Source organism: Streptomyces anthophorae, assembly GCF_049310305.1.
Lineage (GTDB): Bacteria > Actinomycetota > Actinomycetes > Streptomycetales > Streptomycetaceae > Streptomyces.
In genome coordinates, this window is sequence record NZ_JBLWQQ010000001.1 from 3,429,995 (window position 1) to 3,452,129 (window position 22,135).

General features: G+C 71.8%; 15 protein-coding genes. 6 read left to right on the forward strand and 9 right to left on the reverse strand.

Translation table 11 applies throughout. The features are described 5' to 3' along the window. Positions 1 to 50 precede the first annotated feature (50 nt). Both ACNYS0_RS15240 and ACNYS0_RS15245 read right to left on the reverse strand, forming a co-directional pair. The gene (locus ACNYS0_RS15240) at positions 51 to 3,395 is read right to left on the reverse strand and encodes an ATP-dependent helicase (protein ID WP_422474054.1); all 3,345 of its coding nucleotides are present in this window, start codon (positions 3,393 to 3,395) and stop codon (positions 51 to 53) included. A gap of 278 nt (positions 3,396 to 3,673) precedes the next feature. Then, a complete protein-coding gene (locus tag ACNYS0_RS15245; protein WP_422474056.1) occupies positions 3,674 to 4,048 on the reverse strand; it encodes an MGMT family protein in 375 nt (124 codons plus the stop codon). A 155-nt stretch (positions 4,049 to 4,203) separates the two neighbouring features. On the opposite strand from ACNYS0_RS15245, the gene ACNYS0_RS15250 reads away from it, so the two are divergent. The 3 genes from ACNYS0_RS15250 to ACNYS0_RS15260 all read left to right on the forward strand — a co-directional run bounded on the left by ACNYS0_RS15250 (position 4,204) and on the right by ACNYS0_RS15260 (position 10,317). Further along, a complete protein-coding gene (locus ACNYS0_RS15250) occupies positions 4,204 to 6,972 on the forward strand; it encodes a lysylphosphatidylglycerol synthase domain-containing protein (RefSeq protein WP_422474058.1) in 2,769 nt (922 codons plus the stop codon). 81 nt (positions 6,973 to 7,053) lie between these two features. Then, complete coding sequence (locus ACNYS0_RS15255) at positions 7,054 to 8,598, forward strand: alpha/beta hydrolase (protein ID WP_422474060.1); 1,545 nt, start codon at positions 7,054 to 7,056, stop codon at positions 8,596 to 8,598. Positions 8,599 to 8,694: 96 nt separating this feature from the next. Further along, positions 8,695 to 10,317, forward strand: coding sequence for an alpha/beta hydrolase (locus ACNYS0_RS15260; RefSeq protein WP_422474062.1), 1,623 nt, complete (start codon positions 8,695 to 8,697; stop codon positions 10,315 to 10,317). Between the two features lie 88 nt (positions 10,318 to 10,405). Here ACNYS0_RS15260 and moeZ read toward each other — a convergent pair whose 3' ends face one another. The 7 genes from moeZ to ACNYS0_RS15295 all read right to left on the reverse strand — a co-directional run bounded on the left by moeZ (position 10,406) and on the right by ACNYS0_RS15295 (position 20,347). Continuing rightward, positions 10,406 to 11,584: an adenylyltransferase/sulfurtransferase MoeZ gene (gene moeZ, locus ACNYS0_RS15265; RefSeq protein ID WP_422474064.1), complete on the reverse strand. Its 1,179-nt coding sequence runs from the start codon at positions 11,582 to 11,584 to the stop codon at positions 10,406 to 10,408. A 63-nt stretch (positions 11,585 to 11,647) separates the two neighbouring features. Beyond that, complete coding sequence (locus ACNYS0_RS15270; protein WP_422474066.1) at positions 11,648 to 12,397, reverse strand: spherulation-specific family 4 protein; 750 nt, start codon at positions 12,395 to 12,397, stop codon at positions 11,648 to 11,650. Beyond that, a complete protein-coding gene (locus tag ACNYS0_RS15275; RefSeq protein WP_385768595.1) occupies positions 12,385 to 13,353 on the reverse strand; it encodes an NAD-dependent epimerase/dehydratase family protein in 969 nt (322 codons plus the stop codon). The genes ACNYS0_RS15270 and ACNYS0_RS15275 overlap by 13 nt, the downstream gene beginning before the upstream one ends. Positions 13,354 to 13,654: 301 nt before the next feature. Continuing rightward, positions 13,655 to 15,520, reverse strand: a complete 1,866-nt coding sequence (locus tag ACNYS0_RS15280; RefSeq protein ID WP_422474069.1) for a hypothetical protein — start codon at positions 15,518 to 15,520, stop codon at positions 13,655 to 13,657. After that, positions 15,517 to 17,715 carry a DUF3492 domain-containing protein gene (locus ACNYS0_RS15285; RefSeq protein ID WP_422474071.1) on the reverse strand — a complete coding sequence of 733 codons (2,199 nt, stop codon included), beginning with the start codon at positions 17,713 to 17,715 and terminating at the stop codon, positions 15,517 to 15,519. The genes ACNYS0_RS15280 and ACNYS0_RS15285 overlap by 4 nt, the downstream gene beginning before the upstream one ends. Before the next feature lie 95 nt (positions 17,716 to 17,810). Continuing rightward, entirely contained in the window at positions 17,811 to 19,289 is a 1,479-nt protein-coding gene (locus ACNYS0_RS15290; protein ID WP_422474073.1) for a DUF3152 domain-containing protein, read from the reverse strand. Between the two features lie 8 nt (positions 19,290 to 19,297). Next, positions 19,298 to 20,347, reverse strand: coding sequence for an alpha/beta fold hydrolase (locus ACNYS0_RS15295; protein WP_422474075.1), 1,050 nt, complete (start codon positions 20,345 to 20,347; stop codon positions 19,298 to 19,300). Between the two features lie 207 nt (positions 20,348 to 20,554). On the opposite strand from ACNYS0_RS15295, the gene ACNYS0_RS15300 reads away from it, so the two are divergent. From ACNYS0_RS15300 to ACNYS0_RS15310, 3 genes are all read left to right on the forward strand, one after another. Next, positions 20,555 to 20,773: a hypothetical protein gene (locus ACNYS0_RS15300; RefSeq protein ID WP_422474076.1), complete on the forward strand. Its 219-nt coding sequence runs from the start codon at positions 20,555 to 20,557 to the stop codon at positions 20,771 to 20,773. A 197-nt stretch (positions 20,774 to 20,970) separates the two neighbouring features. Next, a complete protein-coding gene (locus ACNYS0_RS15305; RefSeq protein ID WP_422474078.1) occupies positions 20,971 to 21,612 on the forward strand; it encodes a TetR/AcrR family transcriptional regulator in 642 nt (213 codons plus the stop codon). A 185-nt stretch (positions 21,613 to 21,797) separates the two neighbouring features. After that, positions 21,798 to 22,025 (forward strand): DUF3107 domain-containing protein, encoded by a 228-nt coding sequence (locus tag ACNYS0_RS15310; RefSeq protein ID WP_326013968.1) that lies wholly within the window; start codon positions 21,798 to 21,800, stop codon positions 22,023 to 22,025. Positions 22,026 to 22,135 lie beyond the last annotated feature (110 nt).

A 22,135-nucleotide genomic window follows, 5' to 3' on the forward strand; every position in this document is an offset into this window, starting at 1 on the left:
ACCGGCACCACTGACAGCGCCGTCCCGTTCCGGCTCAGTGGAGGCGCACGTCACTCGACCACGTGTTTGCCCTCCGGGCGCGCGCTGCACGAGGCGCGGAAGGCGCAGTGCGTGCAGTGCTGTCCGGTGGTCGGTACGAAGCGCTCGTCGAGGACCTTGCCGGCCGCGGTGGCGAGGAGATCGCCGACCCACTCCCCTTCGAGGGGCTCCTGTGCCTGCACCTTCGGCAGGGCCTCGCCGCCGTCCTTCTTGGCGGCGCCCTGCCGAAGCTGCACCAGCTCGGCCCCTCCGGGGTGCGGCCGGACTCCGTCGAAGACCTCGTCGACCGCGCCCTCGTGCACGGCGAGCTGATACACGGCGAGCTGCGGATGGCGGGCGACGTCCGCTGCGCTCGGCGCCTGCTTGCCGGTCTTGAAGTCGACCACGTAGGCGCGGCCCTCGTCGTCGCGCTCCACCCGGTCCATGGAGCCGCGGATGCGTACTTCGTAGGAGCCCGCTTCGAGCGTCACGTCGAAGTCGTGCTCACTGGCGACGGGGGTGCGGCTCGTCCGGTCCATGACGTGCCACTGGAGGAAGCGCTCGAGCGCGGCGCGGGCGTTCTCCTTCTCCTGGGCGGACTTCCAGGGCGCGTCGAAGGCGAGGGAGTCCCACACGGAATCCAGGCGCTCCATGAGGACGTCGAGGTCGGCGGGCGTGCGCCCGGAGGCGACCTCATCGGCCAGGACGTGCACGACGTTGCCGAAGCCCTGGGCCGCGGTGGCGGGGGCGTCGGCCTTCACCTCGCGGCCGAGGAACCACTGGAGGGCGCAGGTGTTGGCCAGCTGGTCGAGGGCGCTTCCGGAGAGGACGACGGGGTTGTCCCGGTCGCGCAGCGGGACCTTGCTCTCGGTCGGCTCGTACATGCCCCACCAGCGGTACGGGTGGGCGGACGGCACGAGCGGTCTTCCGTCGTCGTCACTGAGCGCGGCGAGCTGGGCGAGGCGGCGCGCGGCGGCCTCGCGCAGCCCTTCGGAGACGCGCGGGTCGACCGTCGTGGCACGGAGTTCGGCGACGAGCGCGGCGACGGCCAGGGGGCGGCGCGGGCGCCCGGTGACGTCCTTGGGTTCCACGCCCAGCTCGGTCAGGAACCGGGACGGCTGGTCGCCGTCGTCGGCAGGGGCCTTCACAGCGGTGACGACGAGCCGCTCCTTCGCGCGCGTGGCGGCGACGTAGAAGAGGCGTCGTTCCTCCGCGAGCAGCGCTCCGGGGGTGAGGGGTTCGGCGAGGCCGTCGCGTCCGATGCGGTCGGCCTCCAGGAGTGAGCCGCGGCGCCGCAGATCGGGCCAGAGCCCTTCCTGGACGCCCGCGACGACGACGAGCCGCCACTCCAGGCCCTTGGAGCGGTGCGCGGTCATCAGGCGCACGGCGTCGGGGCGCACGGCCCGTCCGGCGAGGGTGTCGGCCGCGATGTCCTGGGCCTCCAGCTCCTCCAGGAAGTTGCGGGCACCACGGCCCCCGGTGCGCTCCTCCGCGCGCGAGGCGACGGCGAACAGGGCGCAGACGGCGTCCAGATCGCGGTCCGCGTTGCGCCCGGCCGCGCCGCCCCGGCGAGCGGCACGCTCGAGCCGGGTCGGCCAGGGAGTGCCGTTCCACAGCTCCCAGAGGGCTTCCTCCGCGGTGCCGCCGTCGGCGAGTTTCTGGCGGGCAGTGGCGAGGAGCGCGCCGAGACGCTGCGCGCCGCGGGCGTACGCCGGGTCGTGCAGGGCGAGCCGTTCGGGCTCGACAAGGGCACGCGCGAGCAGCTCGTCGGAGGGCGGCGGCAGCGCGTTCCCGGACGCGCGCTCCTCCTCGCGCAGAGCGCGCCCCAAGCGGCGCAGATCGGCCGCGTCCATCCCGGCGAGCGGCGAGGCCAGGAGTTCGAGTGCCGTCTCGGTGTCGAGCCGGGACCCGCCTTCCGAGGCGTCCGTGACATCGGAGGCGTCAGAGGCGTCAGAGGCGTCATGGGCGTCCGAGGCGTCAGATGTCTCGGCCCGGGCCGCCACCTTGAGGGCCGTCAGCAGCGGCATGACCGCCGGTTCGTGGCGCAGCGGCAGATCGTCGCCGTCGATGTCGAGGGGGACGCCCGCTGCCGTGAGCGCGCGCCGCACGCCCGGAATGCTGCGCCCACCGGCACGCACCAGGACGGCCATGTCGCTCCAGGGGACGCCGTCCTCCAGGTGGGCACGCCGCAGGATGTCCGCGATGTTGTCGAGCTCCGTACCGGAGGTCGGATACGTGTAGACCTCGGTCCTGCCTCCGTCGCGCACGGGCGACAGCTCACGATGGGCCCGCACCTTGTGCGCGGGCAGCCGGGTCAGCGGCATCCGCTGGGCGATGCGGCGCGTCGCCTCCAGGAGACGGGCGCCGGACCGCCGGGACGTGGTGAGCACTTCGACCGGTGCGGGGGCGCCGTGCGCCTGCGGGAAGTCCCCGCGGAATTCCAGGATGCCGTTCACGTCCGCGCCCCGGAACGCGTAGATCGACTGGTCCGGGTCGCCGAAGGCGACGAGCGTGCGCCCCCCGCCGGCCAGCGCGTGCAGCAGCCGCACCTGGGCGGGGTCGGTGTCCTGGTACTCGTCGACGAACACGGCGTCGTACTGCGCGGCGAGCCGGTCCGCTACCTCCGTGCGGTGTGCGAGGAGCACGGCACGGTGCACCAGTTCCGCGTAGTCGAGCACGCCCTGCGCGTCGAGGACGTCCAGGTACTCGGCGAGGAAGGTGGCGGCCGCCCGCCAGTCCGGGCGGCCGATGCGGCGCGCGAAGGCGTCCAGGGCGGCGGGCCCCAGACCCAGCTCACGACTCCGGGCGAGGACCGCGCGCACCTCGTCGGCGAAGCCCCGCGTGGTGAGGCACGCGCGCAGCTCGTCGGGCCAGCGCACATGCGCGAGCCCCGCCTGCTCCAGGTCGATCTGCCCGGCGAGCATCTCCCGTACGGCGACGTCCTGCTCGGGACCCGAAAGGAGGCGCAGGGGCTCCACGAAGAGGTCCGCGTCCTGGTGGGCACGGACCAGGGCGTAACAGAACGAGTGGAACGTCGTCGCCTGTGGAGCGTGCGCGGCCCCTATGCGCTGTGCCATGCGGTCGCGCAGTTCGACCGCGGCCTTGCGGCTGAACGTGAGCACCAGGATGCGTGCGGGATCGGTGCCCTTGGCGATGCGCGCCGAGACGGCCTCCACGAGCGTCGTGGTCTTGCCCGTTCCCGGACCGGCCAGGACGAGGAGCGGCCCGTGGACATGGTCAACCACCGCACGCTGATGTGCGTCCAGACGAGGGGGGTCCACCGGAGCCGGCCGGGTACGCACCAAGCGGTACGCACCGGGGAGCCCCTGTCGAACCTGGTGCTGCGACAGGTGCCGGGGGGACGAGGAGGAGCTCACGTGGATCGCTGGTCCTGGTGGGTGTGCTGGTGGTCGAAGAGCCGTCCGCGCGAAGCGGTGGCCATGGGTTGAAGGAGGTGTCTGCCATCGACGGTGCCGTCGACGCTACGCCGTCGAGTGTGGCGGAAGCCGGGCTTCCGGCGCCTCTCCCGCGCTCCCCCGGGCGCAACTGTGCCCGGTCTCACCAACGGACACGGAGGTGCCGAAGTGCCCCGCATGCCCCGTTTCCCCCATACGGGCCACCGGCCCCCCACCCGCGCGCGGGATGGCCGAAGCTGTCAATTGTGAGCTTCCGTACCTGCCCGGCCGTCCCACCGCGCGCGCTTCATGTCGAGGCGCGGCACGTGCCCTTCGGCGGCCCGGGAGGCCTCGCGCAAGGGCGTGTTCTCCTCCCTGTAGTGGTCGAGCGCGCGCAGTTCGCTCCCCGGCAGGAACTGCCCGTCCGCCCGCACCACACGCCACCACGGAACCGCGCCTCCGTAGAGGGCCATCACCCGCCCCACCTGGCGGGGGCCGCCCTCCTCGAGCCATTCGGCCACGTCCCCGTACGTCATGACCCGTCCGCGCGGGATCAGCTCCGCGACGTCCAGGACCCGCTCCGCGTACGCGGGAAGCTCTCCCGCCGGTTCGCTCTCCTTGCTCATCCTGCCCATCCTGCCGCACAGCACCGACAGTGCGGAGGGACGGACAAGAGGCGGCTCCCACATGCGCGGGCCGCGACGCCCGCCGCGGACTCCCGCCTCCACGAATGCACCCTGATGCCCCCCTATGACGGTGCGGCATGCCACCATCGTGCGGGCGGTGACTGGTGATACGAGATCAAGAAGAGACCACGGAGCAGCAGAGCGTGCACCCCGACAAGGCGGAGGGCACCTCTGTGGCACCGGCGCGCCCTGACGACGACGGCGAACAGGCCGCCGAAGCGAAGCACGAGCAACCGTTGCACGATCCCGACTGTGCCGACGGTGACGCGCACACGGAGCAGGTCGACGGCGACGAACCGCTGCTCCCCGCGCGCGTGCACCGCCCCTCCGATCTCATGCGGCTCCTCGTGGGCGTGCTCGCCGTCGTCGTGATCATGGCGATCGCGGCGTTCGCGCACGGCACGACCTCGGGCTTCGCCCAGGACATCGACAAGGGCACAGGCCAGGCGCCCGACCTGCTGACCAAGTTCGCGGGTCTCGCCTCCAGCATCGCCATCCTGCTGGTGCCGGTCGCGTTCGCCATCGAGCGCCTCATCAAGCGCGACGGTCTACGGATCGCCGACGGCGTGCTCGCCGCGGTCCTCGCGCACGGGGTGACCCTCGCGACGGATCTGTGGGTCGCCAAGGCCGCCCCGCAGTCCATCCAGGAAGCGCTCACCACGGTGTCGCCCGGCGACATTCACGCGCTGACCGACCCGGTGCACGGCTACCTGGCGCCCGTCATCGCCTATATGACGGCCGTCGGCATGTCCCGGCGACCACGGTGGCGCGTCGTGCTGTGGGTGGTGCTGCTGCTCGACGCCTTCGCGATGCTCGTCACCGGCTACACGACACCGTTCTCGATCATCCTGACGGTCCTCATCGGCTGGACCGTCGCCTACGGAACGCTGTACGCCGTCGGCTCCCCGAACGTGCGCCCCACAGGGCAGACGCTCCTCGCCGGACTGCGCCACGTCGGCTTCCACCCCGTCAACGCCTCCCGTGAGGAAGCCCATGAGGGCACCACGGAGAACGGTGACCGGGGGCGCCGCTACTTCGTCACCCTGGAGGACGGACCACCGCTCGACGTCACCGTGGTGGACCGGGAGCAGCAGGCGCAGGGCTTCTTCTACCGGGTGTGGCGACGCCTGACGCTGCGCGGCATCACGCAGCGCCGCAGCCTCCAGTCGCTGCGCCAGGCCCTGGAACAGGAGGCGCTGCTCGCCTACGCGGCGATCGCCGCCGGGGCGAACGCGCCGAAGCTGATCGCGACGTCCGAGCTCGGCCCCGACGCCGTCATGCTCGTCTACGAGCACGTCGGCGGCCGGTCCCTGGACTCGCTGCCGGACGAGGAGATCACCGACGAGCTGATGCGCGACACCTGGCACCAGGTCCAGGCGCTCCAGTCGCGGCGCATCGCGCATCGCAGGCTGGCCGGCGACGCGATTCTGGTGGATCGTTCCGGCACCGTGGTTCTCACGGATCTGCGCGGCGGCGAGATCGCCGCGGGCGACCTGGTTCTCCGCATGGACATCGCACAGCTGCTCACGACGCTGGGCCTCCGGGCGGGCGCCGAGCGCACCGTCGCGTCCGCCGTGGAAGTCCTCGGCCCGGACACCGTCGCCGACTGTCTGCCGCTGTTGCAGCCGATCGCGCTCACCCGCTCCACCAGGGCGACGCTGCGCAGGCTCGGACGTGAGCGTGCCCAGCGCGAGCGCGAAGCCGTCCTGGAGGCGTCCAGCAAGGCCAAACAGACGCGCATCGACGAGGCCGCCGCCACCGACACCGGCAAGGTGTCCGTTCGCGCCGAGAAGAAGTCCGAGAAGGCGGAACGGCAGGCCGAGAAGCGGGCCCTCGACGAGGCGCTCGAAGAGGCCCGCGAGGAGGATCTGCTGACCCAGATCCGCCACCAGGTGCTGCGCATCCGGCCGCAGGCGCCCGTCGAGCCGGCCCGTCTGGAGCGGATCCGGCCGCGCACGCTGATCAGTTTCATCGCCGGAGCGATCGGCGCGTACTTCCTGCTGTCGCAGCTCACCCACATCGACTTCGGCGCGATCGTGGGCGAGGCCGAGTGGGGCTGGGTCGGCATCGCGGTGCTGTTCTCCGCGCTCAGCTACGTAGCGGCCGCGATGAGCCTGCTCGGCTTCGTGCCGGAACGCGTGCCCTTCATGCGGGCCGTCGCGGCCCAGGTCGCCGGGTCCTTCGTGAAGATCGTGGCACCGGCGGCGGTCGGTGGAGTGGCGCTCAACACGCGCTTCTTGCAGCGTGCGGGAGTACGTCCGGGGCTCGCCGTGGCGAGTGTGGGCGCCTCGCAGCTGTTCGGCATGGGCAGCCACATCCTGCTGCTGCTGACCTTCGGTTATCTGACGGGGACGGAGAAGACGCCCTCCCTGTCGCCGTCCCGCACGGTCATCGCGGGCCTGCTGACCGTCGCTGTGCTCGTCCTTGTAGTGACGTCGATTCCGTTCCTGCGGAAATTCGTCGTCACGCGCGTGCGCTCACTTTTCGCCGGTGTCGTGCCGCGCATGCTCGATGTGCTGCAACGGCCCCGGAAGCTGCTCACCGGCATCGGCGGCATGCTGCTGCTGACCGCCTGCTTCGTGATGTGCCTGGACGCCTCGATCCGCGCCTTCGGGGACGAGACCCAGACCACGATCAGCCTCGCCAGCGTCGCGGTGGTCTTCCTCGCCGGTAACGCGCTCGGCTCGGCCGCCCCGACACCGGGTGGCGTGGGCGCCGTCGAGGCGACCCTGACGGTGGGTCTGATCGCGGTCGGCCTGCCCAAGGAGGTCGCGGCGCCCGCGGTGCTGCTGTACCGGCTGCTCACCCTGTGGCTCCCCGTCCTCCCCGGATGGCTGTTCTTCAACCACCTGACAAGGAAGGGCGCCCTCTAGGGCATCCTCCGGGCGGCAGCGACCTCACTCGCACAGCCCGCAGCCCGAGCGCCCCGCACCCCGCCGCCGCAGGATGGACGCATGCCCAATCCGTCCTGGTCCCGTACCGCTGCCCTGACCGCCGCCACCCTGCTGTCCGTATCGCTCGCGGCGTGCAGCAGCGACACGGACGACGACGTGGACCTCTCGTCCCAGGAGCTGAGCTGGAAGGACTGTCCCGCGCCCGCGGAGTCGCAGGGCGGCGGCGACGCGCCCTCTCCGCTTCCCGGCGGAGCCGCCTGGCAGTGCGCCACCATGAAGGCCCCACTCGACTGGGACCACCCCAAGGGCGACACGATCGACCTGGCCTTGATCCGCGCCAGAGCGAGCGGCAGCGAGGACAAGCGCATCGGCTCGCTGATCTTCAACTTCGGCGGCCCCGGCGGCTCCGGGGTCACCACCCTGCCCGCCTTCGGCTCCGAGTACGCGAAGCTGCGCACCCGCTACGACCTCGTCAGCTTCGACCCGCGCGGGGTGGGCCGCAGCGCGGGCATCAAGTGCGAGGACGACAAGCAGCTCGACGAGTACTTCCAGCAGGACTCGACGCCGGACGACGCGGCGGAGCAGAAGAAGCTCGTCGACAACATCAAGACGTTCAACGGCACGTGCGAGAAGAACTCCGAGACCGTCCTCCCCCACGTACGCACCACGGACGCGGCCCGCGACATGGATCTCATGCGCCAGGTCCTCGGCGACAAGAAGCTGCACTACTTCGGCATCTCGTACGGCACCGAACTGGGCGGCGTCTACGCCCACTTGTTCCCCAAGAAGATGGGCCGCGCCGTGTTCGACGGCGTCGTCGACCCCACGCAGGACCCGGAGGAGGGCGCGCTCGGCCAGGCGAAGGGCTTCCAGCTCGCCCTCGACAACTACGCGAAGCACTGCACGTCCCAGGCCGAGGACTGTCCCGTCGGGGACACCCCGCAGGACGTCAAGACCAAGATCGCCAAGCTGCTGGACGAACTCGAGGAGAAGCCGATCCCGGGCATCTTCCCGCGCGACCTCACGCAGACGGCGGCGACCAACGGGGTCGCCCAGGCCCTGTACTCGCAGGACTTCTGGGAGTACCTGACCGAGGGCCTCCAGCAGGCCTACGACGGCGACGGCAAGATCCTCATGGCGTTGTCCGACTCGATGAACGGGCGCAACGAGGACGGCAAGTACAGCAATATCCAGGCCGCGAACATCGCCATCAACTGCGCCGACGACAAGCCCCGCTACTCGGCGAAGGACGTCGAGGCGAAGCTGCCGGAGTTCCGCGAGGCGTCCCCGATGTTCGGTGACTATCTGGCCTGGGGCATGCTCAACTGCTCCGGCTGGGCCGTCGACGGGGCCGCCGAGCACCCGGACGTCAGCGCGCCCGGCTCCGCCCCGATCCTCGTCGTCGGCAACACCGGCGACCCGGCCACCCCGTACGAGGGGGCGAAGAAGATGGTCGACGCGCTCGGCAAGGGCGTGGGCGTCGAGTTGACGTACGACGGCGAGGGGCACGGGGCGTACGACAGCGGAAACAAGTGTGTGCACGGCGCCGTGAACACCTACCTCCTCAGCGGGAAGCCCCCGAACGGGGGAACGGTCTGCAAGTGATCACGGAGTTGTCCACAGGCCGATCCGGATGCCCGCGGACCCTCCTACGATGGCCTGACTGTCTTTCGAACGGAGGCAGTTGAGGGGGGAGGTGCCATGGCGGCACAGGATTCGCGTGCGCCCGCGGACGCACGCACACGCCGGGGAAAAGGGGCCCGCGTGCTGGCCCTGGCCGCGGCCGTCGTACTGACGGCCGGGCCGGTGGCGGGCTGCAGCGGCTCGGGCGAGCGTGCCGAAGGCGGCGATCCGACGTCGCCGTCGGCATCCGCCGCACGCCCCGGCGACGCGTCGCCGGGCGCCGGGGGCTCCCCCGCTCTCCCCTCGTCACTCACCGACCAGCGCCTCGACTGGGGCCGCTGCCGGGCGCACGCGGGCTCGCCCGCGCCCGGCTCCGACTGGCAGTGCGCGACGCTCAAAGCACCCCTCGACTACGCCGAGCCGACCGGGCCCACGATCGACCTCGCCCTGATCCGGACCAAGGCTCGGGGCGACCAGAGCGAGCGGATCGGGTCCCTGCTGTTCAACTTCGGCGGCCCCGGCGGCTCCGGAGTGGACCTGCTTCCGGCGTTCGCCCCGCAGTACTCGAAGCTGCGGGAACGCTACGACCTGGTGAGCTTCGATCCACGCGGCGTCTCGGCAAGCCGCGGGCTGCGCTGTCGCAGCGACAAGGAGATGGGGGCGGCCGAGTCCGTCGACCTCACCCCGGACACCAAGGCGGAGGAGACGGCATACCTCCGGGACGCCGTCGCGTTCGGCAAGGGCTGCGGCAAGCAGGCCGGTGCGCTGCTCGCCCATGTGTCGACCACCGAGGCCGCGCGCGACATGGACCTGATGCGTGGGGCACTCGGCGACAAGAAGCTGCACTACATGGGCGTCTCCTACGGCACCGAACTGGGCGGCATCTACGCCCACTTGTTCCCCGACAAGGTCGGGCGACTCGCCCTGGACGCCGTGGTCGATCCGACGGCCGGCCGCATTGAGCAGGCGGAGAACCAGGCCCGCGGCTTCCAGCGGGCCCTTGAGAACTACTTCAGGTCACGCGGCAAGGACCCCGAGGAGGGCTCACGTGAGGTCGCCGCGCTCCTCAAGAAGCTCGACGGGAAACCCCTGCCCGTCCCGGGCGGCCGCGAGTTGAACGAATCGCTCGCGACGACCGGCATCGCCGTCACTCTGTACAGCAAGAACAGCTGGCCCGCCCTGACACGAGGCCTGCGGGACACGGAGCGGGGCGACGGCAGCACCCTGCTCGCACTCGCCGACTCGTACAACGACCGTGACGCGAGCGGGCGTTACGGCACGGCGAGCCACTCCCAGCGGGCGATCTCCTGCCTCGACGACAAGGTGCGTCCCACGGTGCGGGAGACGAAGGAGCGGCTCGCGAAGTTCCGGGAGATCTCGCCCGTGTTCGGGTCGTACATGGGCTGGGACACGGCGGGCTGGTGCCGTGACTGGCCGGTCCCCGGTCAGTGGGACGACCCGGATGTGAGCGCGCGGGGAGCGGCGCCCGTTCTTGTCGTGGGCAATACCGGCGACCCGGCGACTCCCTACGAAGGGGCCCGCCGCATGGCCGATGAGCTGGGCAGGGGCGTCGGGATCGAGCTGACGTGGAAGGGCGAGGGGCACGGGGCGTACGGCTCCGGCAGCGCCTGCGTGGACTCGGCGGTCGACGCGTATCTCCTGGAGGGGCGAATACCGCGCGACGGCAAGGTGTGCTCCTGACGGCGAGCGTCCGCCCCGAAACGACGGACGGGCCTCGCGCGTCGTGCGCGAGGCCCGTCCGATCAGCTCACAGCAGCTGAGCCGAGGCTCAGTAGACCGGCTTGTCCGGCTCGATCTGGTTGACCCAGCCGATGACGCCGCCGCCGACGTGCACGGCGTCCGAGAAGCCCGCGGACTTCAGCACGGCGAGGACTTCCGCACTGCGGACACCCGTCTTGCAATGCAAGACGATCTTCTTGTCCTGCGGCATGCTCTCCAGGGCCGTGCCCATCAGGAACTCGCCCTTCGGGATCAGCTTGGCGCCCGGGATGGAGACGATCTCGTACTCGTTCGGCTCGCGGACGTCGATGATCTCGATGCTCTCGCCGTCGTCGATCCACTCCTTGAGCTGCTTCGGAGTGATCGTGGAACCGGCGGCCGCCTCCTGCGCCTCGTCGGACACGACGCCGCAGAAGGCCTCGTAGTCGATGAGCTCGGTGACGGTCGCGTTCGGACCGCAGACCGCGCAGTCGGGGTCCTTGCGGACCTTGACCTGGCGGTACTGCATCTCGAGGGCGTCGTAGATCATCAGGCGGCCGACCAGCGGGTCGCCCACGCCGGCGAGGACCTTGATCGCCTCGGTGACCTGGATGGAGCCGATGGACGCGCACAGCACGCCCAGGACACCGCCCTCGGCGCAGGAGGGGACCATGCCGGGGGGCGGGGGCTCCGGGTACAGGCAGCGGTAGCACGGCCCGTGCTCGGACCAGAAGACCGAGGCCTGGCCGTCGAAGCGGTAGATGGAACCCCACACGTAGGGCTTGTTGAGCAGCACGCACGCGTCGTTGACGAGGTAGCGCGTCGCGAAGTTGTCCGTGCCGTCGACGATCAGGTCGTACTGGCTGAACATGTCCATCACGTTGTCGGCCTCGAGCCGCTCCTCGTGAAGGATCACGTTCACGTACGGGTTGATGCCGAGGACCGAGTCCTTCGCGGATTCCGCCTTGGACCGGCCGATGTCGGCCTGGCTGTGGATGATCTGGCGCTGCAGGTTCGACTCGTCGACCTCGTCGAACTCCACGATGCCGAGCGTGCCCACGCCGGCGGCGGCCAGGTACATGAGGGCCGGCGAGCCAAGGCCACCGGCGCCCACACAGAGCACCTTGGCGTTCTTCAGCCGCTTCTGCCCGTCCATCCCGACATCCGGGATGATCAGGTGGCGGGAGTACCTGCGGACCTCGTCTACGGTGAGCTCAGCAGCTGGCTCGACCAGGGGTGGCAGCGACACGGGGACTCCGTTGGTCGGTATCTACGTACGGTTGTTCCGTCTGTAACACTGCCACGCCCCCCTTCATTCCGAGACACCGCGTCCGATGCGCGAGACGATTTCGTCCCAGTAGCCGGGCATCGCCTCCCACGGGTCGGCCGAGCCGTCCCGGTCCGTGTGATCGGTGAAGTAGATCGTGCCCGCGCCCTGCCAGCGCGCGATGCGCAGCGCCTCCTCAAGATGGCCGAGGGGCATCCCGTGGACGAAGTGACAGAACCGCTCGGGCGGGTAGTCGGCCGTCCACTCCGCGACCTGGGACCAGCGATAGTCGCTCCAGGGGCCGGAGAAGGTCACCAACTGGTCGGCGCTCTCGGCGTATCCGGGGTACGGGTGAGTGCCGTGGCCGAACACGATGTGCGCGTCGTCGACGAGGGCCCGCAGCGTCGTGGTGGCACGCCGGACCTCGGGGAGCGCGGCCCGCTCGGTGGGGCAGCGGTCGAAGTAGAAGCCGTCCACCTGGTACCAGTCGAGGAAGCGGTGGGCGTCGGAGACGAGTTCACCGAAGGCGCGGGCGCCATAGGTCAGGTCCAAGTGACCAAGGACACGCACCCCGGCCTGCCGGAGCCGCCCCACCGCCTCCAGGCAGTGCTGGTCCGGGCGGGAACCCGGACCATTCGCCACATTCAGAACAACCCAGTGCAAAGGCGTTGCGGGGCGGGTGAGTTCGGCCCACTCCGCGGGTGCGACGAGAGGGTGCGCGAAACCGGGGACACCGAAGCCCAGTCGTACGTCGGTGCTCGACAGGCCGGTCGCGGTCGGGGTCAGATACGGCATGCCGCCTCCATCCAGATGTCGGCGAGGGACTCTTCGAGGTTGATGCGGGGACGCCAGCCGAGCCGGTCGCGGGCCGTGCGCACGTCGGCCTGCTGCCAGCTGCCGCAGCCGTCGGGGTACGGATACGCGGTCGGCACGGGCGGCATCCCGTGGTCCGATTCGGTGCGGGGGTGGCCGACGGATGGCCGCATCCCGACGGCCGGGCCGTCGAGTTCGTGGAGGGATCCGCCGAAGCCGGCGACGCGGGCGAGTACGGCGGCGGCGTCACGCAGACGCACGGCGCGGCCCGAGCCGATGTTGATGACGCCCTGCGCGGCGGAGAGCGACGCGGCGTGCACGGCGCGTGCCACGTCCCGTACGTCGATGAAGTCGCGCTGTGCGCCGAGACCGCCCAGCTTCAGCTCCCCGTCGCCGGCCTGCATCGCGCGGCGCATCGCCTCGGCGAGCCGGCCGAGCGGGGATCCGGCCGGGGTGCCGGGCCCCGCGGGCGAGAAGACACGCAGGACGACGGCGTCGAGGCCGGAGCCGAGGACGAGTTCGGTGGCGGCGAGCTTGCTGACGCCGTACGGGCCACCGGGCCTGGGCACCGCGTCCTCCGCGGTGGACGAGCCGGGCTGCGAGGGCCCGTACTCGGCACCGCAGCCGATCTGCACGAGGCGGGCGCCGCAGCCGCTGCGCCGAAGCGCCTCGCAGACGGTGGCGACGGCCACGGTGTTGTGCCGGGTGAGGTCGCGGGCGCCGCCGCGGGTGGCGCCGGCGCAGTTGATGACCACTCCCGGGTGGACGGCGTCCAGGAAGCGGGTGAGTGCGCCCGGGCTGCCGGTGGCGAGGTCGAAGCGGACGTCGGCGTCGTCGCCCCGGCCGAGCGTGGTCAGCTGCACCGCGGGGTCGGCCAGCAGGCGGTCGGCGACGAAGCGGCCCAGATACCCGTTGGCTCCGATCAGCAGAACCCTCATCGGGTGCCTCCCAGGGCTCGCGCTCCGGTCCCTCGGAGCGCTCCGAGGGCGCCGCGCGCTGCGCGCGGGGCGCGCCGGTCGTGGATGCCGCGCTGCCCGTGCGGTCCGGAGTATCCGGCGTATCCGGCGCCTCCGGGAGGAGGGGTGGTCATCTGGCGATCTCCTTATGAGGGTTGCCCTGGGTCTTCGGATGGGCCCGCGGTGTCGGCCCCGCGGGAGATGGGTGGTCCTGGTCATGTGGCGCGTGCCGGCCGCGGTGGCGCGGCGCGCTCGACGAGGGCGGTGGGGTCGGGGGCGGCGGTCACGGCGCCCAGCCGATCGGGTCGTCGGCGTCCGCATGGGCGGAGGCCCGGGTCAGGGTGCGGGTGGCGTGCACGAGGAGGACGAGAGCGGCGACGGCGCAGGCGACCGTCGGGACGACACCCGCGCCGGCCGCGTCGACGGCGGTCTCGACGGGCAGGCCCAGGACGTCGCAGCCGGGCAGGCGTGCGGCGAAGACCGTGGCGACGGCCAGGACCTCGACGGCGACGGCGGCGCCCAGCGCGAGTGCGGGTGCGTGCGTACGGCGGTGCGCGGCGAGGAGTCGGGCGAGCAGCAGCAGAACTCCCAGGGCGCCCGCTCCGGCGTAGTCCACCTTCTCGTCCAGTACCGCCCCGGCCAGCACGAGGAGCGCGACGAGGGCGAGCGCGAACAGAGCCACGGCTCCGAGGAGCAACGGGCGGACGGAGGAGGCGAATTCGGCGAGGCCGCGGCTGGTGGCGAGGCGGCGTCGCGCTCCGCCGGAGAAGAGTTGGGCGCACCAGGTGGCCGGCGCCACCGCGACGGCGAGCGCGACCAGCGGCGCGGCCGCGGGGGCCCAGGGCTCGTCGGGCCCGCCCGCGAGCGCGGCGTCGAGGAGGCCGTCGCCGAGGAGCGCGTACGCGAGCAGCCAGCAGGACCACAGCCGGGCCGAGGGGGCGGAGGGGCCGTCGACCGCGCGCAGCGGCCCGTGTCGCAGCGTCACGCGCAGGGCGACGAGGGTGGCGAGCACACCGGCGGCACCGACGGCCAGGCGTACGGTGCCCGTCGTGGCGTGGAGACCGAACAGCGTGAGCGCGCAGAGGGCGCCCGGCAGCATTGCGAGCCCGGCCCACAGGCCGCGCACGCCGGTGGCGGGAGCCGCGGCCTCGACGACCGGCTCGTAGGGTTCGCCGTCCCTGGAGGCGCGGGCGTACATCTCCTCGGCGAGCGAGAACACGTCCTTGTGGCGGAAGCGGGCGGCGGTCCTGTCGGTGACGCCGTGGGCCTCAAGACCCGCGGCGATCTCCAGCGGGTCGACGGCCCGCTCGCACAGGTCACGGTGCCGGTGCATCAGGCCCTTGACCGGGTCGGCACCGGAACGACGGTGGGCGGGACGGGAGTTGGCGCCGCGGGACTCGGAACCCTGCGCCTCCGCGCCGCGCGGACCGACGATCCGCGCGACATCGGCACGGTGGTCCGCTTCCGTGCGGGATTCGTCGTCAAGGGGGGCGTCGTCAAGGAAGGCGTCGTCACGGGGGCCCTGATGGCGGGAACCCTCGCCGCGGGGACCTTCATCACGAGGGTCCCCATCACGAGGCCCCCCGTCACGAAGGTCCCCGTCACGAGAGCCCACGGCACGGGCGTCCGCGCCACGGGACTCCGCGTAACGAGACTCCGCGCTGCGGCTTTCGACCCCGCCGGTGTCGGCACCACCGGGCCCCGTGCCGCCGACCTCGGCGCTACCGACCTTGGTGCCACCAAACTCGGCGCTACCGGACTCGGTGCCACCGGACTCGGCGCCTCGCCGCTCCATGCCAGAAGGGCTCACATCGCGGGAGCCCACCTCGCCGGACTCGACATCACGCGACTCGACGTCACGGGCCCCACCCTCGAAGGCGGGCGACCGCCACGCCGCGGGATCGCCCAGCAACCCCATGTCCAGGTCACCCAGGTCGGCCTGCTCCGTGGAGGCCACGTCGCCGTCCACCTCACCACCGTCGACACTGGCAGCGGCACCGGTACCGCCGCGCGACCCCAGCGCCTCCGCCGACCCGGCGCCCCACGCTCCGGCGCCCACCGGTACTCGGGGCGCATCGGCGTCGCCCCCGGTACCGGCGTCGCCGAACACGGCACGCTCACTCGTACGTTCGCTGATCCGCCCGGTCATCCGTCCGCCTCCCCGCTGCCCTGCGTCATCCCGGCCAACTGCTCCCGCGCGCCGCCGTCGGCACCCCAACTGGTGCCTGCCGCCCCGCCCGAGCGCCCGGCCGGCCACGCGCTGCCGCGGTCCCCCGCGTTCTGCGTGGTCCAGCGGCCCGGCACATGGGCCTCCGGCGGGTAGGCGAACGGCAAGGGGTCGCCCGCGTCGTCGACGACCTCCCGGCGCACCGGGCAGCGCGAGACGATCTCCAGGTAAATGCCGTGAAATGCCGTGACGTTCTGTTCGACGGTGAACAGCTCCAGGGCGCGCGCCCGAGCCGCCGCCCCAAGCCGTTCGCGCCGTGCGGGGTCGCGCAGCAGCGCCACGCACGCCTCGGCGAGCGCGCGCGGATTGCGCGGCGGCACCACGAGCCCCGTGCCACCGATCACCTCGACGACGGCACCCGCGTCCGTGGACACCGTCGCGCGCCCGCAGAACATGGCCTCCACCAGGCTGACCGGGAAGCCTTCGACGACGCTGGACAGGACGACGACACCGCAGGAGCCGTAGACATCGGCGAGGTCGGGGGCTTCGGGAGAGCCCAACTCCTCGAAGGAGACGGGGTTCTCGCCCACGGCGTGCATCCCCTCCGCCTCGTCCGGGAAGAGCTGCGCGGCGAGGGCCTTGCAGTGCCCGAGATACAGCGCCGCCTCGCGGTCCGCCGCGGGATCCGCCGCCTCCGCTCCGGCTCCCGGAACCGACCCGGCATCCGGCACCCCCACGATGCGCAGCCGGGCCTTCGGTTCTTCCTTGCGGATCTCGGAGAACGCGTGCAGCAGCGAGATCAGGTCCTTGGAGGGGTCGACGCGCCCGACCCAGACGAGGGTGTCCGGATCGCCCGGCCCTTCCCGCTCGCCCACCTCGGCGAAGTGGCCGGCCTCCATGCCGGGGTGGATGGTGCGCAGCTTGGCGCGATCGGCACCGCACCGCTCCTGCCAGCGCCGCGCGTGCGCGTTGCCGGGCGTGATCACGGTGGCCTGCCGGTAGACCTCGGCGGCGAGTCGGCCGTGGAAGGCGGCGAGGAGCGCACGCACCGGCGCGCTCAACTCGGCGTCGCCCGCGGCGATGTACCGGGCCCTGAGCTGCACCCCGTACTCCGTGACGAGCAGCGGCACCCCGTAGAAGTGCTTGGCGACCAAGCCGGGCAGAGCCGCCGCGCCCCCGGAGGCCGCGTGGCAGAGATCGACGGACGCGAGCCCGCCCCCTCCGGACAGCCCCCTGGGGGCACCCGAAGCAGAAGAAGAAGCCGAGGAAGCCGAGGAAGCCGAGGACGGCGAAGAAGCCGAAGAAACAGACGAAGAGGAACCCGCCACATCGTGCGCACCCGACACACCGTGCGCACCCGACGACGACACCGAAGCCCCCGACGCTCCCTCCGCCCCCGGAGCCGGAGCCGAACCCGACCCCCGCGCCGAGCCCGCCCCGCCCCCGGACACCGCCCCCGAACCCGAACCCGCCGCATAGCCCGACGCATCGAACCCGGACCCGTCCTCGTACCAGTCCAGCGACAGCGGCCGCAGCTCACGCTCCACATGCGCGGCGAAGGAGAGCAGATCGGGGACGCGGGCCGCGCGCACCGCACGAAGCGCGCCCGGCGCACGGCAGGCGCGCTCCAGGATGCGTACGGCGGCCTCGGAGCGCAGGGAGATGCCGAGACCGCCCTCGTCGCGGGCGAGTTCGGCGAGCCCGTACAGCGCGTTGGCGAAACGGTCCGCCTCGCTCGTTCCCATGTCATCGGACGTCGCGTCCGCCGACACCACGGCCTCGACCAGCTCCCGGTACAGCTCGGCGAACCGGCGCCGCGCTCGCCGCCCGAACGCGCCGTCGCGCGCGCCGTTCTCGCTCCCGGACGCCGCGGCCCACATCGGCGCGGTCCGTACGCGCATGACCTGGGGCGGCAGTTCGAGCCACCCCGCGTCCTCCTGCTCCTGGCTGGTGGAGAGCGCGTAGATGTCGAATTCGTGCTGCTCGAGCCCGCGCACAAGCCGGTCGCACCAGAGTCTGGCCTCACCGTTCACATACGGATAACCACCCTCGGTAAGCATTCCGATGCGCACGCGTACACCCCCGATCTCCCGTACAGGGAGCCGCCGTTGGATTGGCGGCTCGCAGCGGGACGAACGTATGCGGACATGCCGGTGGCGTGATGGACGGTTGTCCATCACGCCACCAAAAGGGGTGAACGGGCGTAACTTTCCCGCACGCGCGACGTTCGGTCGCGCTAAGAGATCAAACGGCTACAGATAGCTACGTAGCGTCAACCCTTGGGAAAGGCCCAGGGGTTGGGCTTGCACGTGATCCCGTCGGACGTCAGGAACTTGGTCTGCTGCTGCATGACCGGAGCGAGGGCGCCGTTCTGCGAGCAGCTCACATGGTTGAAGCCGAGCCGGTGCCCGACCTCGTGGTTGATCAGCATCTGCCGGTACGGGTAGATGGCGTTGTCGCCCAGCACCTTGTCGTACGTCTTCGAGCCCTGGGCCCACCGGTACGCGTTGATCATCACGCGGTCGGTCGCGGCGGAGTCGCACGACACGTTGTCCTGCGTCGTGTCGAGGCCCGACTTCGCGCACCAGTCGGCCGTCGTGCCCGGGCTCGCGAGCGTGATCACGAAGTCCGGCTTCCCTGAGGAGACGCGCTCGAAGGTGCGGGCGCTGTCGTGGGCCCAACTCCGCTTGTCGTTCAGGGTCTTCTGCACCGCCTCCGCGAACAGCGCCCCGTCGAGCCCGAGCCCCTTCTCCACGTCCACCCGGTAGCGGAACTTCTGCCCGCTGCCCGGCGCCTTGACCTCTCCGGGCACCGCCGCGAACGAGCCGGACGCCTTCAGGTCCGCCGCGAGCGGGTACTTCTCGGCCATCTTCTGCCCGTACGTCACCGGGGCGGTCTTCGCCGTCTCCTTCGGGGCGGCCCGCTGGTCCGTGCGCGAGGCGGAGCCACCGTTCGGACGGCTGCCCTGGGCGGCCTGCGCCCGTGCGTCACCCGCGGAGCCGCCGTCCCCGTCGGCGACCTGTCCCGCGACGACCACGGCGAGCACGGTGGTGACGGCCGCGGCGGCGATGCCCGTGAAGGTCATGCCCCTGCCGCGCTTCTCGCGCCCGCCGTCGGCCCCGGCCGGCGCCCCGTCCTCGGGCGGCGCGGGCGGCTCGGCGTCCCACTCGCTCACGCGCGCGTACGGGTCCGTAGCGGCAGGAGCGGCGACACTCGCAGGAGCGCTGGCACCCGCGGCGGCGAGGGAAGCGTCGACACCCACGGCAGCGTGGACACCCGAAGGGGCGTCGAACGCGTCGATGTACTCCTGCCGCGGATGCCCCTGAACCAGTGCGTCCGGAGCCGGGGCGCCCTGGGCCCGGGAGTCCTGATCCGGCCGCTCCTGTCGCGGCCTCGGCCCCGGAAGCGGCGAATCGGCGGGAACCGTCACCCCGTACTCGGGACCGCGCGCCGACGCGACCGGACCGGCGACCCGCGGCACGGACGCACCCCAGCCACCGCCCGGCTCCCGCGGCTCGGGGTGGCCGCCACGCACCGGCCCGGCCCCCGGCCGCACGGACGCGTGTCCCGGGAAGGCGGGGCGCCCGGACGCCGGCGGCGGGGTGGGCGCGGGCGGTGCCTCGGCTGGCCCCCGTCGTCTGCGCCCGGTGCCTACGGCCGGCCGCGACGCGGCGTGCGCCTCGGCCTCCACCTGTACGTCGACAGCGTCCTCTGCGCCGTCTGCCGATCCTCGGCGGCGATGCCGTCCCACAGGCCGCCTCAGCTCCCCAATGTCGTGTGGTCGTCGGTGCCGGACGCGTCACGCACGGCGTCACCGGCACCACTGGCGCTCCCGCGCCTCTTGTTCAACGCTTCGGTGTCGGCGAGGAGTTCCCGGAACGCCGTCGCGACCGTCCCCGGGTACTCCATCATCGCGACATGTCCCGCGTCCGGGAGCGTGAGCAGCCTCGAATCCCGGAAGGCGCGTGCCGCGCGGGCCGCCATCCGGTAGGAGACGAGCAGGTCGCGCCCTCCGTATATCAGCTGCGTCGGCGCGAGCACCCGCTCGGCCTGGCGCCAGAGGCCGTGCTGCCCGCCGAGCGTATAGGCATTCACGACCCCGCGCGCGGAGCGGGCCATCGCGTCCCAGAAGTACGGCAGTTGGAGGCGCCGTTCCATTTCCTCCACGGCAGCCCTGAAGCCCTCGGGCGTGACCCGGTTCGGGTCTCCGTAGCAGAGGGCCATCACGCCGCGCACCCGCTGCTCCGGCGTCCACTCCTTCGTCAGGCGCGTGAAGAGCGGGGCGACGCCGGGCACCGCGAGCAGTCCGGTCGGCAGGGCGGTGCGCTGCACCCGGATCTCCGGCAGTGCGGGCGACACCAGGGTGAGCGTGCGGACGAGGTCGGGGCGCGCCGCGGCCACGCGCGTGGCGATGGCCCCGCCCAGCGAGTTCCCGAAAAGATGCACAGGGCCGCGGCCCTGGGCGTCGAGGTAACGGACGATCGCGCGCGCGTGCCCGCTCACCGAGTAGTTCCCGTCGTCCGGTGGCGGCGAGTCGCCGAACCCCGGCAGGTCGACCGCCTCCCCGTCGACGACGTCCGCGAGCAGCGGCATCAGCGCCGACCAGTTCTGCGAGGAGCCGCCGAGTCCGTGGACGTAGAGCGCGGGCGGCAGCCCCTCGTGCGCTCCGGGACGGGAGCGGACCGACAGTGTCAGACCAGGCAGCCCGACCGATCGCAGGCGCTCCCCCTCGGGGGCTTCGACGGCGCCCGGCGTGGGCGTCGCGGCGGCGATGGCGGCTGGCACGCGCGGCGACTCGGTCGAAGACATGCGACATATGTTACGAGACGATCACACAGTGGATCGCGTGTTCGCCGTCACAGATCCGAACGCGCCACGACCGGGCGGGTTCGCTCAGGAGAACCCGTGCCACCCAAGAGAACGCCAAAAGATCGCATAGCGCCCCGATCGGGTGTCTCCTACGCTCGATATCAGGGCACCCGTCCAGGCACGGACAGGTGAGGAAGGGAGCCACCGATGACGGTCGACCCGAGCGACCCCGAAACCTTCGCGGAGGACCGCCCTGCCGAGGCGGGCGTGGAGACCCCCGAGGCGGACAGCGCGGAGCAGTACACGGACCTCGCGCCCGAGCAGGACGACGAGCCCGACACGGAGGCCGACCCGGACACCGCGAACGAGGCGGACCGGGCCGAGCAGGCACGCGTCGTCGCGCTCGACGAGGACGACTACCGGTGACCGATGCACCGATATCGGTGAACGGTGCGCCGCGATCCACCCATTTGTGACCACAGATGTGACATCGGGCTCACTACATGCGGTTTTCACGGGAGTCCGGTCCGTGAAATTCTGCGCTCGCACCGCGCACATCAGGGTTACCCAAAAGTACGATGGCGTCGCGGCGCACACCGCACACGACAATCTTGGGAGGCGGCGTGACAGCCATCGAGCAGACGGAGGCAGCGCGCCCCAAGGGCACACGCCTGCCGCGCCGTGCCCGTCGCAATCAACTTCTGGGCGCGGCCCAGGAGGTTTTTGTCGCGCAGGGGTACCACGCGGCCGCGATGGACGACATCGCCGAGCGGGCCGGCGTCAGCAAGCCGGTGCTCTACCAGCACTTTCCCGGCAAGCTCGAGCTCTACCTGGCACTGCTCGACCAGCACTGCGAGTCCCTGTTGCAGTCGGTGCGCACGGCGCTCGCCTCCACGACGGACAACAAGCAGCGCGTCGCGGCGACCATGGACGCCTACTTCGCGTACGTGGAGGACGAGGGCGGCGCGTTCCGGCTCGTCTTCGAGTCGGACCTGACGAACGAGCCGGCGGTGCGCGAGCGCGTCGACCGGGTCAGCCTGCAGTGCGCCGAGGCGATCTCGGACGTGATCGCGGAGGACACGGGCCTGTCCAAGGACGAGTCGATGCTCCTCGCGACGGGCCTCGGCGGCGTCTCGCAGGTCGTCGCGCGCTACTGGCTGTCCAGCGCCAGCCCGGTCGAGCGCGACACGGCCGTGCAGCTGCTGACCTCGCTCGCCTGGCGCGGCATCGCGGGCTTCCCGCTGCACGGCGCGGAGCACAACTGAGCGCGCCCCACTGAGCGCGCCCCTGCGCGCACCGGGTCCGGCGCCACGGTGCGCTTTGTTCCCGTCCGGCTGTTCGCTCTTGGCGTGCAGCCGTGGCGCCGGGAGTCTCGCCTGGCCGGGCTAATGTTTGCTGGGTACGGCGCGGTCTTTCCGCGCACATCACGGATCGTCGGAGGGACAAGGCCGTGGAGGTCAAGATCGGCGTGCTGCACACGCCTCGCGAGATCGTTCTGGAGAGCGACCAGTCCGCCGAGGAGGTCGAGAGCGCGGTGTCCGCGGCGCTGTCCGGCAAGTCCCAGCTCCTCTCCCTGAAGGACGAGAAGGGCCGCAAGGTCCTGGTCCCCGCCGAGCGCCTCGCCTATGTCGAGCTCGGCGAGCCGTCGGCGCGGAAGGTGGGCTTCGGCCCGCTGTAGAACCTCCCGGAAGGGACGCGCGGACAGCACGTGAAAGGCCTGATGGCACAGCTGCCATCAGGCCTTTTGCATGGTCACGGCGAATGCCCGGCCGATCCTGTCGCGGAGGG